Source organism: Moraxella bovoculi (assembly GCF_000988745.2).
Taxonomy (GTDB): domain Bacteria; phylum Pseudomonadota; class Gammaproteobacteria; order Pseudomonadales; family Moraxellaceae; genus Moraxella; species Moraxella bovoculi.
Genome location: NZ_CP011381.2, coordinates 1,951,381 through 1,970,646, shown reverse-complemented (window position 1 = coordinate 1,970,646; position 19,266 = coordinate 1,951,381). Strand labels below are relative to the sequence as shown.

Here is a 19,266-nt window from a genome sequence, read left to right as displayed (position 1 = left end):
TAGATAAAAAGGATAGTATCATGGATTCAATGGTTATTGGCTTGATGATGGGTGCGTTTACCATCTTTTTACTTGTATTTCGTATCCATATTGGCGTGGCGATGCTGGTGGCTGGGGCGCTGGGTTATGGACTCTTGGCAGGTTGGATACCCCTACTCAACTACCTAAAAAGCATGCCCTTTGCCAGATTTTCAGTGTATGACTTGTCGGTCGTGCCGCTGTTCTTGCTCATGGGCAATCTGGCGTCTCGTGGCGGCTTATCCAAGCGTCTATTTCAGACGACTAATGCCTTTTTGGGGCATTATCGTGGCGGTGCTGCCATCAGTGCGGTGGGGGCGTGCGCAGGGTTTGGAGCGATTTGTGGTTCATCGCTTGCGACGGCTGCGACGATGGGTCAAGTCGCCTTACCTGAATTAAAACGCGCCAACTACTCTGACGCACTCTCTACCGGGGCCTTGGCAGCAGGTGGTACGCTGGGCATCTTGATTCCACCATCCGTGGTCTTAGTGATTTACGCAGTATTGACTGAGCAAAATGTCGCCTCGATGTTTATGGCGGCGTTAATCCCTGGTATCATCGCCATGCTTGGCTATATGATCGCCATCGCCATTTATGTGCGTGTCGTACCAAACAGCGGACCTGCCATGCCTTATATGAGCTGGCCAAATAGATTTCAGCTGTTAAAAGGCGTTTGGCCTGTGGTGGCGGTGTTTGTTACAGTGATTGGCGGTATTTATGGCGGTATCTTCACGCCTACCGAAGCGGCAGCGATCGGTGCGGTGGCGGTGGGGCTTTTGGCTTTTTTAACCAAAGAGTTGAACAAAGAAGGTTTCATGCAGGCCTTGCTTGATACTGCTTCATCGACAGCGATGATTTTCTTGATTTTAATCGGTGCGGATGTGCTAAATGCATTCTTTGCTTTATCACAAATGCCAGCTGCGTTGGCGGAATGGGTGCTGGGCAGTGGTATGGCGCCATTGACCGTGCTGTTTGCCATGATTTTGATTTATATCGTCTTAGGCTGTGTGATGGACAGCTTATCCATGATTTTATTGACCATTCCTGTGTTTTTTCCCATCATTATGGGTATGGATTTTTGGGGATTAAACCCAACGGATAAAGCGATTTGGTTTGGGGTGCTTGCCTTGATGGTCGTTGAGATTGGTTTGATTACACCGCCTGTGGGCATGAACATCTTTGTCATCAATAGTCTTGCTAAGGATGTGCCAATGAAAGAAACTTATAAAGGTGTGCTACCATTTCTGTGTTCGGATCTGATTCGGATCGTGGCGCTGGTGTTTATGCCATCGCTAGCACTATGGCTGGTACATGTGTTGAGTTGATAAGTATGCAATAGAACTGGCAATCGAATCAGAGATAAAGGATGTTAATACACCGGGAAATGATTGATTATACAAAATCTCAATGCTAAGATGTCATCGCCCAAGAGGGTTTTCGACCAGATTGGGCGATGATGGTTTTAAGTCAGTGGGACCAAAAGATATATAATTACTCAAAGGATTTTTTATGTTTGGAACGCTTGCAATTATCATTTCTTTGATTTTATTAATGTATTTTGCCTATCGTGGCTGGACGGTGCTGCTCATTGCGCCGCTTATGGCGATGCTTGCGGTGCTGCTCTCTGGCGATGGCGTGGCATTGATGCCGTTTTATACCGACACTTTTATGACGGCGGTGGGCAATTATCTCATCAAATTCTTCCCCATCTTTTTACTTGGTGCGCTGTTTGGTCAGCTGATGGCGGACTCAGGCGCGGCAACTTCTATTGCGGGTGGCATCACCCAAAAACTGGGCGCAAAGCACGCCATCTTTGTAGTGGTGTTGGTTTGCTCGCTCTTGACTTATGGTGGGGTGTCGCTGTTTGTGGTGGCGTTCGCCATTTATCCGATTGCCAAACGCCTGTTTAGCGAGGCGAACATTCCAAAACGGCTGATTCCTGCCAGTATCGCACTTGGCTCATTTACCTTCACGATGACCGCTCTGCCTGGTACGCCTGCCATCCAAAACGCCATTCCGATCCCGTTTTATGGCACCAATGCCTTTGCTGCACCTGGTCTTGGCTTGATTGGCGCGGGTATTATGTTTGGGCTTGGAATGTGGTGGCTCAAGCGTCAAGCCAAAATCGCAGGCAGTAAGGGTGAGGGCTATGGCAATCACGATGATGGTACAAAAGACGCCTTAGTAACCAGCGATATGCCATTTGGCTTGGCGATTTTGCCGCTGTTTTTGGTGATTGCCATCAATGCGATTTTGACTTATATGGTGTTCCCAAATATGGATTTTGGCTTTTTGACCGAAAAATTCCCTGATTTGGCGGTCAAAGGGCAGCTTGGCATTTGGTCTATCATCATTGCGCTTGTGGTGGCGTGTGCGGTACTGGTGGTACTGAATCTAAAACGCTTAAAAGGCCTGCAGGGCACTGTCAATACAGGCGTCTACGGCTCAATGCTGCCGATTTTTAATACCGCATCCGAGGTCGGTTATGGCGCGGTGATTGCGGCACTGGCAGGCTTTGCGGTGATACGAGACAGCGTGTTGTCTATTGCACCCAATAACCCACTCATTTCTGAAGCGGTGGCGATGACCGCATTGGCGGGGATTACAGGCTCATCATCGGGCGGTTTGTCGATTGCCTTGCAGACTTTGGGTGAGGATTATCTGAGAATGGCGGTAGAAAATAACATTGACCCAGAACTGTTGCACCGTGTGGCGGTGATGGCGGCCGGTGGTTTTGATACGCTGCCGCATTGTGGGGCGGTGATTACGCTATTATCCATTTGTCATCTCAATCACAAACAAGCTTATATGAACATTGCAGCGGTAACCATCGGTGTGCCGTGGGTGGCAACGATTAGCGTCATTGCGCTAGGTACGATGTTTGGGTCGTTTTAATAGGTTAATCAACCATTTGGCCGTTGGTAAGGTGCGTATCACGCACCATTAAAAAATCAACCCAAAAACGGTGCGTTGCGCGCACCTTACGCACCGCATTTTGATATTAAATTTGATTTAAAAAAGGAAAAATCGATGAGCATTTCTTATAATTTAACAGGCAAAACCGCCCTAATCACAGGGGCAGGGTCTGGACTTGGCAAGGCAATGGCGGTGGCGTTTGCCAATGCTGGGGCGATTGTTGGCGTGGCAGATATTAATCTTGACAATGCCACCGCGGTTGCCGATGAGATTGTGGCAAATGGCGGTCAAGCACTTGCCATTTTGATGAATGTCGCCGATGAGAATGAAGTGGTGGCAGGGGTGGATAAATTTGCCCAAGCCTTTGACAATAAAGTGGATATTTTGATTTCCAATGCAGGCGTGCAAATCATTGACCCGATTGATAAGTTAAAATTTGCCGATTGGAAAAAAATGCTCGCCATTCATCTGGACGGGGCGTTTTTGACCACACAAGCCGCCTTAAAATATATGTACGCCAACAAAAGCGGTACGGTGATTTATATGGGTTCGGTGCATTCGCACGAGGCATCTGTACTAAAAGCCCCCTATGTGACCGCCAAGCACGGGTTACTTGGCTTGTGCAAAGTACTGGCAAAAGAAGGGGCGGAATACGGTGTACGCAGCCATACTATTTGCCCTGGTTTTGTTAAGACACCTTTGGTAGAAAAACAAATCCCCGAGCAAGCCCGTGAAAAGGGTATCAGTGAAGAAGAAGTGGTCAAAAAAATCATGCTTGGGCAAACGGTGGATGGCGAGTTTACCACCACAGGCGACATTAGCGATCTTGCGTTATTTTTATCAGCGTTCCCAACCAATGTTTTTACAGGGCAATCATTTATCGCCAGTCACGGCTGGGGAATGCGGTGATCTAAAAGGGCGATCAAATCAATAAAAAGGATTTTATTATGCTACAAGCCATCACCAATGTCAGTGTCAAACTGGTCAATCGTTATTTGCCATCGCCTTTTGTGTTTTCGGTGGTACTTACCTTTATTGCGTTTTTGGCAGGGCTTTTGTTAACAGGGCAATCGCCCATCCAGCTGGCAACGCACTGGGGTCAGGGGCTGTGGTCATTGCACGGTTTTGCCATGCAGATGGCGCTCATTTTGGTGACAGGCTATGCCCTTGCCAATGCGCCCATCATCCAAAAAGGCTTAACCAAATTGGCAAGTTTTATCAAAACGCCCAGCATGGCAATTGTTGTCGTGACATTGGTCGCTTTGATTGGGTGTTGGCTCAACTGGGGCTTTGGTTTGGTGGTGGGCGCGGTGTTTGCCAAAGCTGTCGCCAAACAGGTCAAAGATGTGGATTATCCACTACTGATTGCATCTGCATATTCAGGGTTCTTGGTTTGGCACGGCGGACTGTCGGGCTCTGTGCCTTTGACTTTAAGCTCGGGTGGTGATACGCTAAAAACATTGTCCGGCGGGGTTTTAAATGAAGCCATTCCTGTATCGCAAACGCTGTTTTCGGGGTATAATCTTTTGATTGTGGGGATTTTGCTCATCAGCATTCCGATTTTGAACCGCTTTATGCACCCAAAAAATCCCACTTTGATTAACCCAAAATTAATTCAGGACGAAACTTACGAATTGCCACCCCGCACCACCCCTGCCCAAAAACTCGACGACAGTCGCATCATCATGCTGCTGCTGTTGGTGATGGCGACGCTGTATTATGTCGGTGAATTTGGAGCGAATGGCGTGAATCTGGGGCTGAACATCGTCATCGGGCTGTTTTTGTTTGTGGGGCTTTTGGCTCACGGCTCGCTAGAACGCTATTATCGGGCGGTGGACGGCGGTATTAATGGCATCACGGGCATTGTGATTTTGTTCCCGTTTTATGGCGGTATTATGGGTCTGATGACGGGCGCCAATGCAGACGACGTATCCATCGGCACCCAAATCAGCGAGTTTTTTGTAAGCGTCGCAAGCCAAGAGACCTTCCCTGTACTGGCGTTTTTGAGTGCAGGCTTGGTCAATGTATTTGTGCCGTCAGGCGGTGGGCAATTTGCCGTGCAAGGGCCTGTGATGATACCTGCTGGCGTACAATTGGGCGTTGAGCCGTCTGTTACGGCAATGGCGATCGCATGGGGTGATGCGTGGACAAATATGATTCAGCCGTTTTGGGCGTTGCCACTTTTGGGCATCGCAGGGCTTGATGCCCGAGCGATTATGGGCTACTGCCTTGTGATTTTGGTGGTGTCGGGCGCGATTATTACGGGCGGATTTTTATTTTTTGTTTAAATTTTTTAGTTAATAGGAGTGTTTTATGACTTCAAAAGTATTTGACAATGCCCAGTCTGCATTGGCGGACATCGTGGCGGATAATCAAACCATCGCCGTGGGCGGTTTTGGCTTGTGCGGCATTCCAGAAAGCCTAATTGCTGCGTTGCGAGACAGTGGTGTCAAGGGCTTGACTTGCATTAGCAATAACGCAGGCGTGGACGATTTTGGTTTGGGGCTACTTTTGCAAACTCGCCAAATCAAAAAAATGATTGCGTCCTATGTCGGCGAAAACAAAGAATTTGAACGCCAGTTTTTGTCAGGCGAATTGGAAGTAGAACTGACCCCACAAGGCACGCTTGCCGAAAAACTTCGGGCGGGCGGTGCTGGCATTCCTGCATTTTTTACTGCCACAGGCGTGGGCACACAAGTGTCGGAAGGTAAAGAAATCCGTGACTTTGATGGGCGAGATTATGTGTTAGAGCGCTCGCTTGTTTCCGATGTGTCGCTTGTCAAGGCGGATAAGGCGGATAAGGCGGGCAATTTGATTTTTAACAAAACCGCCCGCAACTTTAACCCCGATGTGGCAACCGCTGGCAAAATTTGCGTGGTGGAAGTCGAAGAGCTGGTGGAAATCGGCGAGCTTGACCCTGACAGCATTCATTTGCCTGGCATTTATGTGCACCGCATCGTGGTAAATGCCAATCCAGAAAAACGCATTGAGCAGCGCACCGTTAAATCAAATTAACAAGGAGAATAAAATGGCTTGGACAAGAGAACAAATGGCACAAAGAGCTGCCAAAGAATTGCAGGACGGTTTTTATGTCAATCTGGGCATTGGCTTGCCAACTTTGGTCGCCAATTATATCCCAGACGGGGTCGATGTGTTTTTGCAATCTGAAAACGGACTTTTGGGCATTGGCGAGTTTCCGACCGAAGACACCATTGACCCTGATCTCATCAACGCTGGCAAGCAGACGGTAACGACCAAAGCAGGGGCGAGCTTTTTTAGCTCATCGCAGTCGTTTGCGATGATTCGTGGCGGTAAGGTCAATTTGGCGATTTTGGGGGCGATGGAAGTTTCTGAAAAAGGTGATCTTGCCAACTGGATGATCCCAGGTAAGATGGTCAAGGGCATGGGCGGTGCGATGGACTTGGTGGCAGGCGTGCAGCGGGTCATCGTGTTAATGGAGCACACCGCCAAAGACGGCTCATTCAAAATCAAGCCAAACTGCGATCTGCCTTTGACAGGTAAAAAAGTCGTACACCGTATCATTACCGATTTGGCGGTGCTTGATGTGACTGATACGGGACTAAAACTCGTTGAGCTTGCCGATGGCGTAAGCTTTGAGGAATTGCAGGACAAGACGGGTGTGACTGTCAGCCAGTAATGCTCAAGTTTGTCATTTTATAGAATAAAGCATTGATAAATAAGGATAAAAATCATGACTGATATTGCGATCGTGTCTGCCAAACGCACTGCCATTGGCTCGTTTTTGGGCTCATTGGCAAGCGTGTCTGCGCCCAAGCTTGGGGCGAGCGTCATTGAGGGGCTGATGGATGATGTGGGACTGGATAAGTCGCTCGTCAGCGAGGTGATCATGGGCAATGTACTCACCACAGGCGTGGGACAAAATCCTGCTCGTCAGGCGGCGATTTTGGCAGGTTTTCCTGTCGAAACGCCAGCGACCACCGTCAATGTCGTCTGCGGCTCTGGTCTAAAAGCGGTGCACATGGGTGCACAAGCCATCAAAGCGGGCGATGCCACCATCGTCATCGCAGGTGGTCAAGAATCGATGTCGCAAAGCCCACACTTTGTGCATCTGCGTGATGGCATCAAGATGGGTAATGGCACATTAACCGACTCGATGGTGGCGGACGGCTTGACCGATGTGTACAATGGCTATCACATGGGCATCACCGCCGAAAATGTCGCCGAAAAATTAGACATCGATCGCGCTGCCCAAGATGAATTTGCTCTACATTCACAGACCAAAGCAGCCAAGGCCCAAGCCGATGGCAAATTCGTCAGCCAAATCGTCCCTGTGTCTGTGCCACAGCGAAAGGGCGAGCCTGTGGTCGTGGATAAGGATGAATACATCAAGCCAAACACTACCCTAGAAGGGCTTGCCAAGCTCAAACCCGCCTTCAAAAAAGACGGTACGGTAACTGCTGGCAATGCCTCAGGGCTAAACGACGGAGCGGCGGCAGTACTGCTCATGGGAGCGGACACTGCCAAGAAGCACAATCTGACGCCATTGGTAAAAATCGTGGCTTATGTGGTGACGGGCATCGACCCTGCCGTGATGGGTCTTGGTCCTGTGGGCGCGGTCAAGAGCGTACTGGATAAGGCGGGCTGGTCTTTGGCAGATGTCGATTTGATCGAGGCCAACGAAGCCTTTTCTGCTCAAGCTTTGGGCGTCGCCAAGGAGCTTGGGCTTGATGGCGAGAAAGTCAATGTCAATGGCGGTGCAATCGCCCTAGGACACCCCATCGGCGCATCAGGCTGCCGCGTCTTGGTCACACTCATCCATGAGCTTATCGCCCAAAATAAACAAAAAGGCATCGCCACCTTGTGTGTCGGTGGTGGCATGGGGCTTGCCATTGCGGTCGAGCGGGTGTAGCGATTAGGCTTTATTGGTTAAAAATAAAAACAAATCAAGGGCAGTTTTAAGCTGCCCTTGTTTTTTGGCTTGATAAGTGGGTAAATTGAGCTTGTTTGGCAAAGTGCTTGATAACCTGCTAAGCTGTGCGATGTGCATTTGCTTTTTGCAAAATGAGTGATGATTGTTAAAATGATGATTTCATTAAATTCATAAAAAGGATACTTTTATGAATAATAAAGAAAACAAGTATCCAACTTTAAAAGTCATCACGCTTTATCCATTATTGGGTGGATTGGTGGGTGGATCGCCGCTCATCATTATCGGTTTACTTATGTTAATAGACGACCCAAAAACTATTGAGAGTACATTGATCATCTTATTTTTTATTTGTGTAATTGGATTTATCCTTGCATTACTGACGGGCATACTGCTGGCTTATTTTAAAGTAAAAATACTTAAAGTCATGGATTATTTTAAGGCATTTTAGATAGGGTTTGGAGCCACTTTTATTTATTTGCTAATGATTGGTATTTTGGGAATGATTAGGCAATTTAATGATGAGGCAATTTTAGAATTTTTATCAGCATTTTTTATTGTTTTAGCGAAGTCCCTAATTGGGGGACTGTCATCCACCATTTCAGCCAAATTTATTTTGCCAAAATCATAAAAAGGAGTGGATATGGCATTTCCTGATGGAAGTTCTGGTATTTTGATGTCTTGGGATAATCAAACAAATACAGGCTGGGTAAAAGATGATTATTTATTTGAAGGCGAGTTAATGTTCTTAGAGACCGATAAATGTCTAGAAGAGCTAAATATTGGCGATAGAATAGAATATACAATTTATTATGAAACAGAACCACCCTACAAACCTTATGTTGTTGGATTTAGAAAATATATAGAATTTAACCAAACAAGAATTACAAGAAATCCAAAAAACAACGAAAAATAGATAAAATTGTTTATAAATTTGGAAAAATTGTTTGGTTTTTATATATTGGTTCTATTATATTTTGTGTATTATTGTTGGTATTTATGTGGGCGTGGTCTTTGTTTGTTTGATTTTTTACCCTTGCCCAAACCATCAAAGCGTGCAATAATAACGGGTTAGATTTGATTTTTTTCAATAATTCTTAAATTCTTAATTTTGACAACTCAAGATTTTCATTAAAGGATAGCTATGGCTCAATATATCTATACGATGAACAAAGTGTCCAAAATCATTCCGCCAAAACGGGAGATTTTAAAGGACATTTCGCTTTCTTTCTTCCCGGGTGCCAAAATTGGCGTGCTGGGGCTAAACGGTGCTGGTAAATCCACCTTGCTACGCATTATGGCGGGCGTGGATACCGAATTTAGCGGGGAAGCTCGTCCGCAAGCAGGCATTAAAGTGGGCTATTTGCCCCAAGAACCCCAACTTGACCCCACCAAAGACGTGCGTGGCAACGTGGAAGACGGCGTGCGTGAAGCCCTTGATGCCCTAGAACGCCTTAACCAAATCTATGCCGAATATGCCGAGCCTGATGCCGATTTTGACAAACTTGCCGCCGAGCAAGGCAAAATGGAAGACATCATTCAGGCGTGGGATGCTCACAACCTAAATACCCAGCTTGAAAAAGCAGCGGACGCACTTCGCTTGCCACCGTGGGACGCTGACGTGTCTAAGCTGTCAGGGGGCGAAAAACGCCGTGTTGCCCTGTGCCGTCTGCTCCTATCCAAGCCTGACATGCTCCTACTTGACGAGCCGACCAACCACTTGGATGCAGAGTCTGTGGCGTGGCTTGAGAGATTTTTAAAAGACTACTCTGGCACGATTGTGGCGATTACCCACGACCGTTATTTCCTTGACAATGTCGCTGAGTGGATTTTGGAGCTTGACCGTGGCTATGGCTACCCGTATCAAGGCAACTACACTGAATGGCTAGAACAAAAGAACAAACGCCTAGAACAAGAGCAAAAGCAAGAAGAGGCATTTGCCAAGGCCCTAAAGCAAGAGCTAGAGTGGGTTCGCAAAAACCAAAAAGGTCAGCAAACCAAATCCAAATCTCGCCTAGAACGCTTTGAAGAGATGAACTCTCGTGAGTTCCAACAGCGTAACGAGACGGCGGAGATTTATATTCCACCAGGACCTCGTTTGGGTAATAAAGTCATTGAAGTTAACAACATCTCAAAATCCTTTGGCGACCGTCTACTGTATGAGAACCTATCGTTTAGCGTGCCGCCAATGGCGATTGTGGGGATTGTTGGGCCGAATGGTGCAGGTAAAACCACCTTGTTTAATATGATTACTGGTAAAGACAAACCCGACACAGGCACGGTAGAAGTGGGCGAGAGCGTAAAAGTCGCCTATGTGGGGCAGGTCAGAGATGAGCTTGACGACAACAAAACCGTGTGGGAAGAAGTGTCAGACGGTCTTGATATGATTACCGTGGGCGAGTACACCACGCCAAGCCGTGCCTATATCGGACGCTTTAACTTTAAGGGTCAAGACCAACAAAAACGTGTGGGGAGCTTGTCAGGCGGTGAGCGTAACCGCTTGCAACTTGCCAAAACCCTAAAACAAGGGGCGAATGTCATCCTGCTTGACGAACCGTCCAACGACCTTGACGTGGAGACCTTGCGTGCCTTGGAAGATGCGGTGCAGGTGTTCCCTGGTACGGTCATGGTGGTGTCGCACGACCGCTGGTTCTTGGACCGTATTTGTACGCACATTTTGTCGTTTGAAAACGAAACGCCAGAGTTCTTTGACGGTAACTACACCGAATACGAAAAATGGCGTAAAGAGCGACTTGGGGCAGATGCCACGCCTAAGCGTATGAAGTATAAGAAGATTGGTGGGTAATATCAATCGCTATAAAAACCGCTCAACTTGAATTGCACCCCAAAGGTTAGATGTTTAACTTTTGGGTGCGGCTCAAATTTGGCGGTTTTTGTTTTAGTATTTATAGATAGAATCTAAAAAGCTTAGAGTATAATAAATACCATTTTTTTATTAAATTTAAATATGAATACGAAAAAATACATTGGTACAGTGTTATGGTTTGGAACAGCGGATGGTGCAAAATATGGCTTCATTGAATACTTCAATGAGCGAGGAGATGATCAATCCGTATTTTTTCACAAGAATAAAATTTCTAAACCAAGTAGTTTGAATTTAGACAAGTTTATAGAAGGTCAAGCGGTAACTTTCTATATAAGAGAATCTGACAAAGATAGTAGTAAAAATGAAGCCTATAACATCTTACTTTTGGAAGATGAAAAAGATAAGAAGTTTGTATTAACAATATTCTTTTTAATGCTGAATAAAGATAAGAATAACAAACTATATAAAAACGTCGGTTCAACAATCAAAAGAAATACCGATCATTATCTACAGTTTAATGATCTTTTAGATCAAGAATTATTACAAATAGTAACAGACGACCAAAAAATAGATGAGCTATCAATGTTCTATAATTATATTGGCTGCAATAAAATTTTGTATAATGAAATAATCGATGATTGTACAAAGCTTTTATTTGGCGAAAGCGACTTAGTTCTTGATAAGATCCTTGATGCTGCCAAGAAGTTCTCCAGAAATAGTGATTTGTATAGAGATCTTGTTGTTAGTGTGGTGGATAAGCTAAAATCAAACAAAACAGTTCCTTTTAACGAGAAATCAAACCTATACAACATTATCAATATAGCTTGCGAAGAAGGTTTTGATTGTAATGATATTTTTAAAATATTAAAGAATCAAAATCTAGTTTATATTAAAGATTGTTTATTGGATTTTGCAATAAAATTAGATCAAAATAAAAACTCTTATTTTCTAAATAAATTTGCAGAGTCTTCCTTCTTTGGGTCTGCTTTTGAGACGGTATTGGAATTAGAAAAACTGTTCGCTTTTATTAAGTACAATAATGCCGAAATTTACCACTATCATGTTTTTTACAGTCTATTTATCAGCAAATTTAAAGGTCGGATGGAAGAGGTAGCCACCGATGATTTTATTAAAATATTAATCTTGCTTGATAATTATAAATTAGATCAGCAATTAATGTCTGCAATTAATAGCGCAACCCCACAAGGATTATTACATTTTTTTTATCAAGATGATTTTTTAAGTCTTAAGGAAGAAAATAAAAATGTCGTCATTCAAAAAATTTTAAATCATGATTCCGTTAATTTATTTGCATCGTATGATAAACAATCAGATTTTATCAAAAGACTGGATTATTATAGATTTTACTCAGAAAAAGAAAGTTTTATCGAAACCTTGCCCGTAGATAATCAAATCCTGCTTTGGTTGGATGACCTCCAACCACTGCTAAACTATGATTTATATACACAGAACATCCATCGTTTGAGCATTCATAATCAACAGCTTTTCATCAAAAAGATATTTTATATGATTGCGATGCATGCCATATCGAAAGATTTAAATGACATTATCAAGATAAACACTAATGACTACTCCACAAAAATTATTTTTAACTTATTGGAGAAAATATCTAATCATGAACAATTAAATAAAAATTTCCTAAAATATAATTTACTTAACTCGCTATCATATGATACTTTGATTGATGCTCATGATACTTTACGTATACATGGATATTTTAATTTATGTCATGGTCGCACTTGTGAATATTCAAGAGCTTCAAATTCTGAGTCCCAATTTAGCGTTGGAAAATATCTTGGTGATGGCAAGCAAATTGACGAAAAACAGTATTTTTATGTTAGAGAGGGAATAGAGTATCATGATCAAGACAAGCAAAATCCCATTATTTGTGATGGGCGATGGTCTGTTGATACGGATGGTAAGCCAAACCTTTCAAATGGCGAATATCACTACATGTGGTGTAGAAATAAGCTTTGCTTTGAAACGACGAGAGCACCAAAAAATCTAGAAAATTGGCAAGAATACTCTCTGATTGATTTACTAAATATTCTTAAAATACCCTACAATTCAGAGCAAATTGAGATACTTTATGCCACAATAAATCACATCAATAGATTTTTATCTCACATGAATTGTAGGTCTTGTGGGTGTTTATTGAAACCACAAGGAAGTAGTAATTATAGCTTTTATCGCGTTAGTAGTTTCTATTGCGATAATAATTTTTGCGAGAACCCTGATAAAAATGTTTACATTTCTCACTGCTCTAATGGTTATTGCAATGGAACAATAGACAGCCGTAATAGTCAAAAATGTAATAATGGTTGGGTAATTTGCAGAGAATGTTTTGCTTGCTGTGATAAAGAAAGACTGGACAAGCGCAATGAATACAGGCTAAGCAATGGAATGTCTGTGGCAAATTGGAATGTGCCCAATGGACATCGTGGTTATAGCATTCTTTGTCCACAATGCGCAAATCCTATGGTATTCAAAGATACTCAACAAAAACAGCAGGAGTATAATGATGCTATCCAAGACTTTGAGAGGTTAGCGAATCTTGATTTGCCTCAAAATCAAAAGTTGGTTGGTAAGCATGGAGTGAATAGCTCCAATAAAAAATGGTTTGTGGTATATAAAAGACACCTTAGCAGAGAAGAATTCTCAAATCATCTTTGCTATTGGCAAAGTTTAGGATTTAACATTGTAGATTTTGAAGATAAAACAAAACTAAATTATCTGGTTACTGAACCAAGCAATGATAAGCCATTAACCAAAGTAACCCATTTTTACTGTCGGTCTTGCAGTCACTCCTGTGATTATACGCATGAACATGATAAGTATAGGGCTGTTAAATATTGGCACTCATCTGAGTTAACAATCATTTGATAGTAAAGTCACCTCCATTGAATCAACCCTAAATCTTAGATGGTATTTAACACCATAAGATAAAAGAGTAGGCTTTTGTCAGTGGTTGAATAAAACATATTGGATTAAGTTTCTGTGATTGACAGGATATGACCCTTTTAATTTTTCCTTTGTTCTATCATGATTGTAGCAATGGTTATGTGTATTAATAACCTTTTGTGACTTATCATCGCACCGATTGGCGTGATGGTTTGTTTTATGACTGGTAAATTCCTCCAAATAATTAACCAGTCAAGATTATCAAAGGCATAAAAAACGACATCATTAAGATGTCGTTTTTGTTTTGAAGCTTTGGATTAGAAACGATTGTCATCGTTGCGGAAAGTTTCTTGTGCATCTTTTGGCAGCAAGACTTTGTTGTCAGCTTCGTGCTCAGCTTTATCTTGAATACGCTTAAGTAGGCGAGCAGCTGCATCACGACCACCTAGGCCGAATGCCAGAGCGAATGCTACCGCAACCGCACCAAGCGTCAAGCCGAATGCAAGGTTCACGATGCTGTCAGCGATGCCCATTGCTTTTAGACCCATCGCAAGAACCAAGCCCATGATTAGGACGCGTACGATGTTGGCTAGGAATTTTGAGCCTTGTTCAGAACGCTCAACCACACCTGCGATGATGCCTGCAAGCCAAAAACCGATGGTTAGGATAACAGCACCTAGGATGATCTGGCTGCCGAAGGCGATGAACATGGCGATGATACCGCTGATGGCTTCAAAGCCCAACAAGTCAGCTGCCGCAATGCCTGCAAACAACATGGCAAAAAACAAAATCGCACAGCCAACCAAGTCAGATACTTTCTTCTCGCCTAGGGCGTTTTGTAGGCCGAGCTTGGCAGGCAGGGCATCGATTTGGGTATTGGCTAAGATGTTCTTAACAATGCCGGCCAGCATGCGCACGACATAATAGGTAACAACCAAAATCGCAGCTGCGGTGAAGACGTTCGGTAGAGATTCTAGCACCTTATTTAGCATATTGGTGGCAGGGCGAGAGATCGCCTCAACCTTCAATGCATCTAGTGCAGCGATGGTGAATGGAATGATCACCAACATGAATGACAGCGAGCCTGCGATGGTCGGTAGGCTGTTCTTTTCGTTGATGCCTGCTTTGGTGGCTAGGGCTTGAATGTTGAAACCTGCAACCAAATTGGTCACGATGCCACGCACCGCTCGAGCAGCGACAAAGCCAATGAAGAACACAAATACTGCTAGTAGTGCATTTGGAATGAAGCTAAATGTCTTGTCGATCATGTTCGTCAATGGCATAAATAGACCATTTAAGCCTAAGCGATCCAATACCATGGTCAATACCAACAGAAGAACGAACCAATACACGACGTCTGCGATCGTGCCACTCATTGGCTTGACACCTACGTTGGTTGACAGTTTTTGGTCTAGGCGAGTTTTGGCCAATGCCTTTGCGATCAAACCTCTAATAATAGAAGCGAATAGCCAGCCGATAAGACCGATAAGAATGGCTGCGATGATTGAGGCAACGGGTCCTTGTAGGCCTTGATTAAATAAAATAAATTTTGATTGGTAGTCCATGGAACACTCCAATTGATTAAACTTGCTAAAAATGATTAAACTTGCTAAAAATTCAAGACAGATTGTAACACTAAAAGCCGCCTTATGTTGGAAGCGGTTGACTTTTTAGTACAATATTAACAAATTCTATACAGTGAGCAATCAATTATTCTTAGAATTCATGGCGCAGCGCCTTAATTTTTGGTATCATGTTGCGTCATTAAAAATCGATAAATATCGATCCTATTTTTAATCTTCTAATTGAGAGTATTATGAAAAAACACACTCTACTTGCTGCAAGCATGATGGCAATCCTAGCATTGGCTGGCTGCAACAAAAAAGCTGAGACAGCCGACGCAGCAGCAGACACCAAAACTGCTGAGAAATCTACCGTGGTGACTGACAGCAGCACCGAAATCCAAAAAATCAGCTATATCATCGGCTATGAGCGAGGCATGAACCTAAAAGCCATGACCGAACAAACTGGCGAAGAGTTGGATTTGGAAATTTTCAATAAAGCAATCGCTGATGCCTTCAATGGCAAAGAAAGTGCGCTAACTGATGAGCAAATCCAAGCCGTTGGCAAGGCGTACGAAGAGCGTAAAGTCAAAGAAGCTGCTGATAAAGCCACCAAAAACAAAGCTGAAGGTGATAAGTTCCTAGCTGAAAATAAGACCAAAGAAGGCGTAAAAACCACCGCATCAGGTCTACAGTATAAGGTCATCACCGAAGGTACTGGCAAATCACCAAAAGCAACTGACACCGTTATCGTTCATTATGAAGGTAAACTAATCGATGGTAAGGTGTTTGACTCATCTTATGAGCGTGGCATGCCAGCACAGTTCGCGGTGAATGAAGTCATCAAAGGCTGGACTGAAGGTTTGCAGCTGATGAAAGAAGGCGGAAAATACGAATTCTACATCCCATCAGAGCTTGCCTATGGTGAGGCGGGCAACCCAATGATTGAGCCGAACAGCGTGCTAATTTTCACCGTTGAGCTATTAAGCGAAGAGCAAGCTAAAGCTGCACTAGAGCAAGCTCAAAAACAAATGGCAGAAGCTGTGGCGAAGACCGAAGCTGCCGGCAACACTCAAGCCCAGCCTGCTACCCAGAACAAGTAATTAAATAACCCAAAATAAAAAAGCCCTTAATGATAAGGGCTTTTTTATGTGCTTAAAATAATCCATCATGAGCGTTTTAATACTGCCATGGCGATGGTCGCAATCAGTGCAGGAATGCCAATGGCTAGGAAGTTATACGCGTGCGGTAGGCTCATCGCCAACAAGAAACCTGTGATGATCGGGCCTACGATCGCACCAATGCGACTCACCGCAGAAGCACAGCCGATGCCTGTGGTACGAATGTGTAGCGGGTAGAACTGCGCAAGATAGCTGTACAGTAGGATCGACGTGCCGATCGTCGTCGCGCCAGCCACTGCCACCAGTGAGTATAGAATGATCGGTGGTGAGTTAATGGCAAGTGCTGAGATGGATATCGCTGCCAAAGCACACATCATAACGATGACAGGCTTTAGATGGAATCTATCTGCCAAATAACCACCTGCAATCGCACCGACCATCGCACCGATGTTCAAGGCGAACAGGAACATGATACTGCCTTTTAGTGAATAACCTGCTGACAGCATGAGCTTAGGTAGCCAGCTAGATAGCGTATAAGTCATCAATAGACACATAAAGAACGCCGTCCAGAACATCAGTGTGCCAAAGGCACGCCCCTCGGTAAATAGTGCCTTGAATGAAGAGTCCTGAGGCTTGCCTGTCGCAGTCGGTGCAGCTTCATTAAGCAAAAGCTTGGTATTATCTGTGATATGAAGCGATGGATCGATCTTTTGGATGATGTGACGACCCAGACCTTGTTTGTTGTCCTTAACCAGATATGTCAAAGACTCAGGCAGGTAGCGCCAGATGATCGGCAAGCCTACCAATGGAACACCTGCTAGGTAGAACATGATTTCCCAGCCGTAGTCCTTGACCAAGAATGAGCCCAGCAGTGCTGAGATGATACCACCAACTGCGTAGCCGCTGAACATGATGGAGACCATCGTGGCGCGTGATTTTTTTGGGGCGTATTCAGAGGTTAGGGCGACCAAGTTCGGCATTACGCCGCCAATACCAAGACCTGCCAAGAATCTTAAAATGGCAAATTCTGTCGGTGATGGTGCAAAGGCACCCAAGAAAGTAAATCCGCTAAAGAATGCAGTACAGACCATGATGATCTCTTTGCGTCCAAATTTATCGGCCAGCGTACCAAAAATCATCGCGCCGAACATCATGCCGACCAGAGCCGAACTTGCCAGCATGCCAGCCTCGACAGGGGTTAATGACCACTGCTCCATGAGTAGCGGCAGTGCCACACCATAGATAACAAGATCATAGCCGTCAAAGATGATAATGAGCAAGCACCAGAGCAGCACCTGCCAATGAAAGGGTTTAAAGGTGGCGTTATCAATGACGTCGTTCACGTTGACGACGTGCTCGGTCGGTGCGCCGCCTGCGGCACCTGCCGTATGGGTGTGTTGATTCATACACGCTCTCCTTGATCCTTGTGTATCTATCAAAAGTCCTAATGGCGACCTATCCTAGTGCGCCGCTATGTCATTACAATATGATGACATGTTTGTTATTGTATTTTGTTTATAATGACTTGTAAACCATTTTTTGAACTATTATTCAATTTAATAAAGAAATTCAACAAAAAACGCCCGATTGGGCGTATGTGCAGATTGATTTAGATGGTTTTGACGAATATCTTGGAGTTGCGCCCATTGTCATAGCGTGCTTGGCGGGAGGCGGGCAGGGATGGTACAGCAGTTTCAATAAAACCATGCTCAATAAACCAGTGACTGGTGTGCGTGGTGAGCGCGAATAATCGTGTAAATCCTTCTGATCTGGCGTGCGATTCAATGAACTGTAGCAATTCATCGCCGCGACTGCCACCGCGATAGTCAGGATGGATGGCGATGCTGGCAACCTCAGCGCAATGCTCATCGAGTGGGTAGAGTGCCGCGCAGCCGACCACCATCCCATCACGCTCGATGACGGTGTAGTGTTCGATGTCTGCTTCTAGGCGATACTGCGGTCGCTGAATGAGAATGCCAGCTTCTTCTAATGGTCTTAAAAGTGCCAACAATCCCACGACATCCCCAAGATGCGCCTGACGAATCTGATCGTATGGCGCACGTGCAATCATGGTGCCAAGACCATCCCGAGTGAACAGCTCTTCGATGAGCGCGCCATCTTTGGCGAAGGGTAGAATCTGTGTGCGATCGACCACGTCGCTTACGCGAATCGCGCAGCCTAAAAATCGGCGAATCTCATCGCTAAGGCTGTTATCGTCTAGCAGTTCTTGAGCTTGTTTGGTGGTAACCTCTCTAACGAGTGCGCCTTGATTATATAAAGGCGCTTCACCCAACAAAATCAGCTTGTCAGCCTGTAAAGCAATGGATGCGTGTTCTGCGACGTCTTCAGCAGACAGGCTAAAGACCTCGCCTGTCGCCGAAAAACCAATCGGACTTAGAATAACGATGTGGTTGTGAATTAGATTATGATGAATGGCATCCACGTCCACGCCGCGCACCTCGCCTGTCATCTGATGATCTACGCCATGACGCACACCAAAAGGGCGTGCGCTGATGAAATTACCAGACACTGCATCGATGCGCGAACCGAACATTGGCGAATTGGCAAGCCCCATCGACAGCCGTGCCTCTAGCTGTAGGCGAATCGCACCGACAGCCGATAGGATGTGAGGCATCGCCTCGGAGGGGGTGATGTGAACGCCGTTCTGGGCGGTGTTTGGTAGGTTGACGTTGTGCAGCGCCGTCTCGATCTGAGGATTGGCACCGTGCACCAGAACGAGTCGAATGCCAAGACTGTGCAAAAGTGCAAAGTCATGAATCAGACGATCAAATTCCTCATGTGCGACTGCCTCGCCACCGAACATGACCACGAAAGTCTTGCCTCGGTGGGTGTTGATATAAGGGGCAGAATGGCGAAACCATTGTATGGGATTTTGGGTGGTGTGCGTCATGGTAATTTCATCATAAAAACACGCCTATGATAGTTAGCTTTTTGATGAATGCCAAGTGTTTTTTGTCAAAGTGTGGAAAT

15 protein-coding genes are annotated in these 19,266 nt (G+C 44.8%); 12 read left to right on the top strand and 3 right to left on the bottom strand.

The genetic code is table 11. The features are described 5' to 3' along the window. Window positions 1-20 precede the first annotated feature (20 nt). The 11 genes from AAX10_RS09105 to AAX10_RS09055 all read left to right on the top strand — a co-directional run bounded on the left by AAX10_RS09105 (window position 21) and on the right by AAX10_RS09055 (window position 13,574). Window positions 21-1,343, top strand: coding sequence for a TRAP transporter large permease (locus AAX10_RS09105; protein ID WP_046700429.1), 1,323 nt, complete (start codon window positions 21-23; stop codon window positions 1,341-1,343). Window positions 1,344-1,527: 184 nt separating this feature from the next. After that, window positions 1,528-2,913, top strand: coding sequence for a GntP family permease (locus AAX10_RS09100; RefSeq protein WP_046700428.1), 1,386 nt, complete (start codon window positions 1,528-1,530; stop codon window positions 2,911-2,913). A 135-nt stretch (window positions 2,914-3,048) separates the two neighbouring features. Further along, window positions 3,049-3,843 (top strand): 3-hydroxybutyrate dehydrogenase, encoded by a 795-nt coding sequence (locus AAX10_RS09095; RefSeq protein ID WP_036367109.1) that lies wholly within the window; start codon window positions 3,049-3,051, stop codon window positions 3,841-3,843. 38 nt (window positions 3,844-3,881) lie between these two features. After that, on the top strand, window positions 3,882-5,222 hold the full coding sequence (locus AAX10_RS09090; protein ID WP_046700427.1) for a short-chain fatty acid transporter: 1,341 nt from the start codon (window positions 3,882-3,884) through the stop codon (window positions 5,220-5,222). A gap of 25 nt (window positions 5,223-5,247) precedes the next feature. After that, window positions 5,248-5,949, top strand: a complete 702-nt coding sequence (locus AAX10_RS09085) for a CoA transferase subunit A (RefSeq protein WP_046700426.1) — start codon at window positions 5,248-5,250, stop codon at window positions 5,947-5,949. A gap of 13 nt (window positions 5,950-5,962) precedes the next feature. Continuing rightward, entirely contained in the window at window positions 5,963-6,592 is a 630-nt protein-coding gene (locus AAX10_RS09080) for a 3-oxoacid CoA-transferase subunit B (RefSeq protein ID WP_036367118.1), read from the top strand. A gap of 54 nt (window positions 6,593-6,646) precedes the next feature. Beyond that, window positions 6,647-7,825, top strand: a complete 1,179-nt coding sequence (locus tag AAX10_RS09075; protein ID WP_046700425.1) for an acetyl-CoA C-acetyltransferase — start codon at window positions 6,647-6,649, stop codon at window positions 7,823-7,825. 208 nt (window positions 7,826-8,033) lie between these two features. Then, complete coding sequence (locus AAX10_RS09070; RefSeq protein WP_046700424.1) at window positions 8,034-8,294, top strand: hypothetical protein; 261 nt, start codon at window positions 8,034-8,036, stop codon at window positions 8,292-8,294. Window positions 8,295-8,486: 192 nt separating this feature from the next. Next, complete coding sequence (locus AAX10_RS09065) at window positions 8,487-8,759, top strand: hypothetical protein (protein WP_046700423.1); 273 nt, start codon at window positions 8,487-8,489, stop codon at window positions 8,757-8,759. A gap of 228 nt (window positions 8,760-8,987) precedes the next feature. Continuing rightward, window positions 8,988-10,649: an energy-dependent translational throttle protein EttA gene (gene ettA / locus AAX10_RS09060; RefSeq protein ID WP_046700422.1), complete on the top strand. Its 1,662-nt coding sequence runs from the start codon at window positions 8,988-8,990 to the stop codon at window positions 10,647-10,649. A gap of 162 nt (window positions 10,650-10,811) precedes the next feature. Then, complete coding sequence (locus AAX10_RS09055) at window positions 10,812-13,574, top strand: cold shock domain-containing protein (protein WP_080947152.1); 2,763 nt, start codon at window positions 10,812-10,814, stop codon at window positions 13,572-13,574. A 335-nt stretch (window positions 13,575-13,909) separates the two neighbouring features. Here the strand turns inward: AAX10_RS09055 and AAX10_RS09050 are convergent, their stop codons facing one another. Beyond that, a complete protein-coding gene (locus tag AAX10_RS09050; protein WP_080947151.1) occupies window positions 13,910-15,157 on the bottom strand; it encodes a mechanosensitive ion channel in 1,248 nt (415 codons plus the stop codon). A 251-nt stretch (window positions 15,158-15,408) separates the two neighbouring features. On the opposite strand from AAX10_RS09050, the gene AAX10_RS09045 reads away from it, so the two are divergent. Continuing rightward, the gene (locus AAX10_RS09045) at window positions 15,409-16,257 is read left to right on the top strand and encodes a BamJ family beta-barrel-assembly machinery protein (protein ID WP_046700421.1); all 849 of its coding nucleotides are present in this window, start codon (window positions 15,409-15,411) and stop codon (window positions 16,255-16,257) included. Window positions 16,258-16,322: 65 nt separating this feature from the next. Here the strand turns inward: AAX10_RS09045 and AAX10_RS09040 are convergent, their stop codons facing one another. Continuing rightward, window positions 16,323-17,681, bottom strand: coding sequence for an MFS transporter (locus tag AAX10_RS09040; RefSeq protein ID WP_046700420.1), 1,359 nt, complete (start codon window positions 17,679-17,681; stop codon window positions 16,323-16,325). Window positions 17,682-17,884: 203 nt separating this feature from the next. Then, a complete protein-coding gene (gene argA, locus AAX10_RS09035; RefSeq protein WP_420812472.1) occupies window positions 17,885-19,192 on the bottom strand; it encodes an amino-acid N-acetyltransferase in 1,308 nt (435 codons plus the stop codon). Window positions 19,193-19,266: the final 74 nt, after the last annotated feature.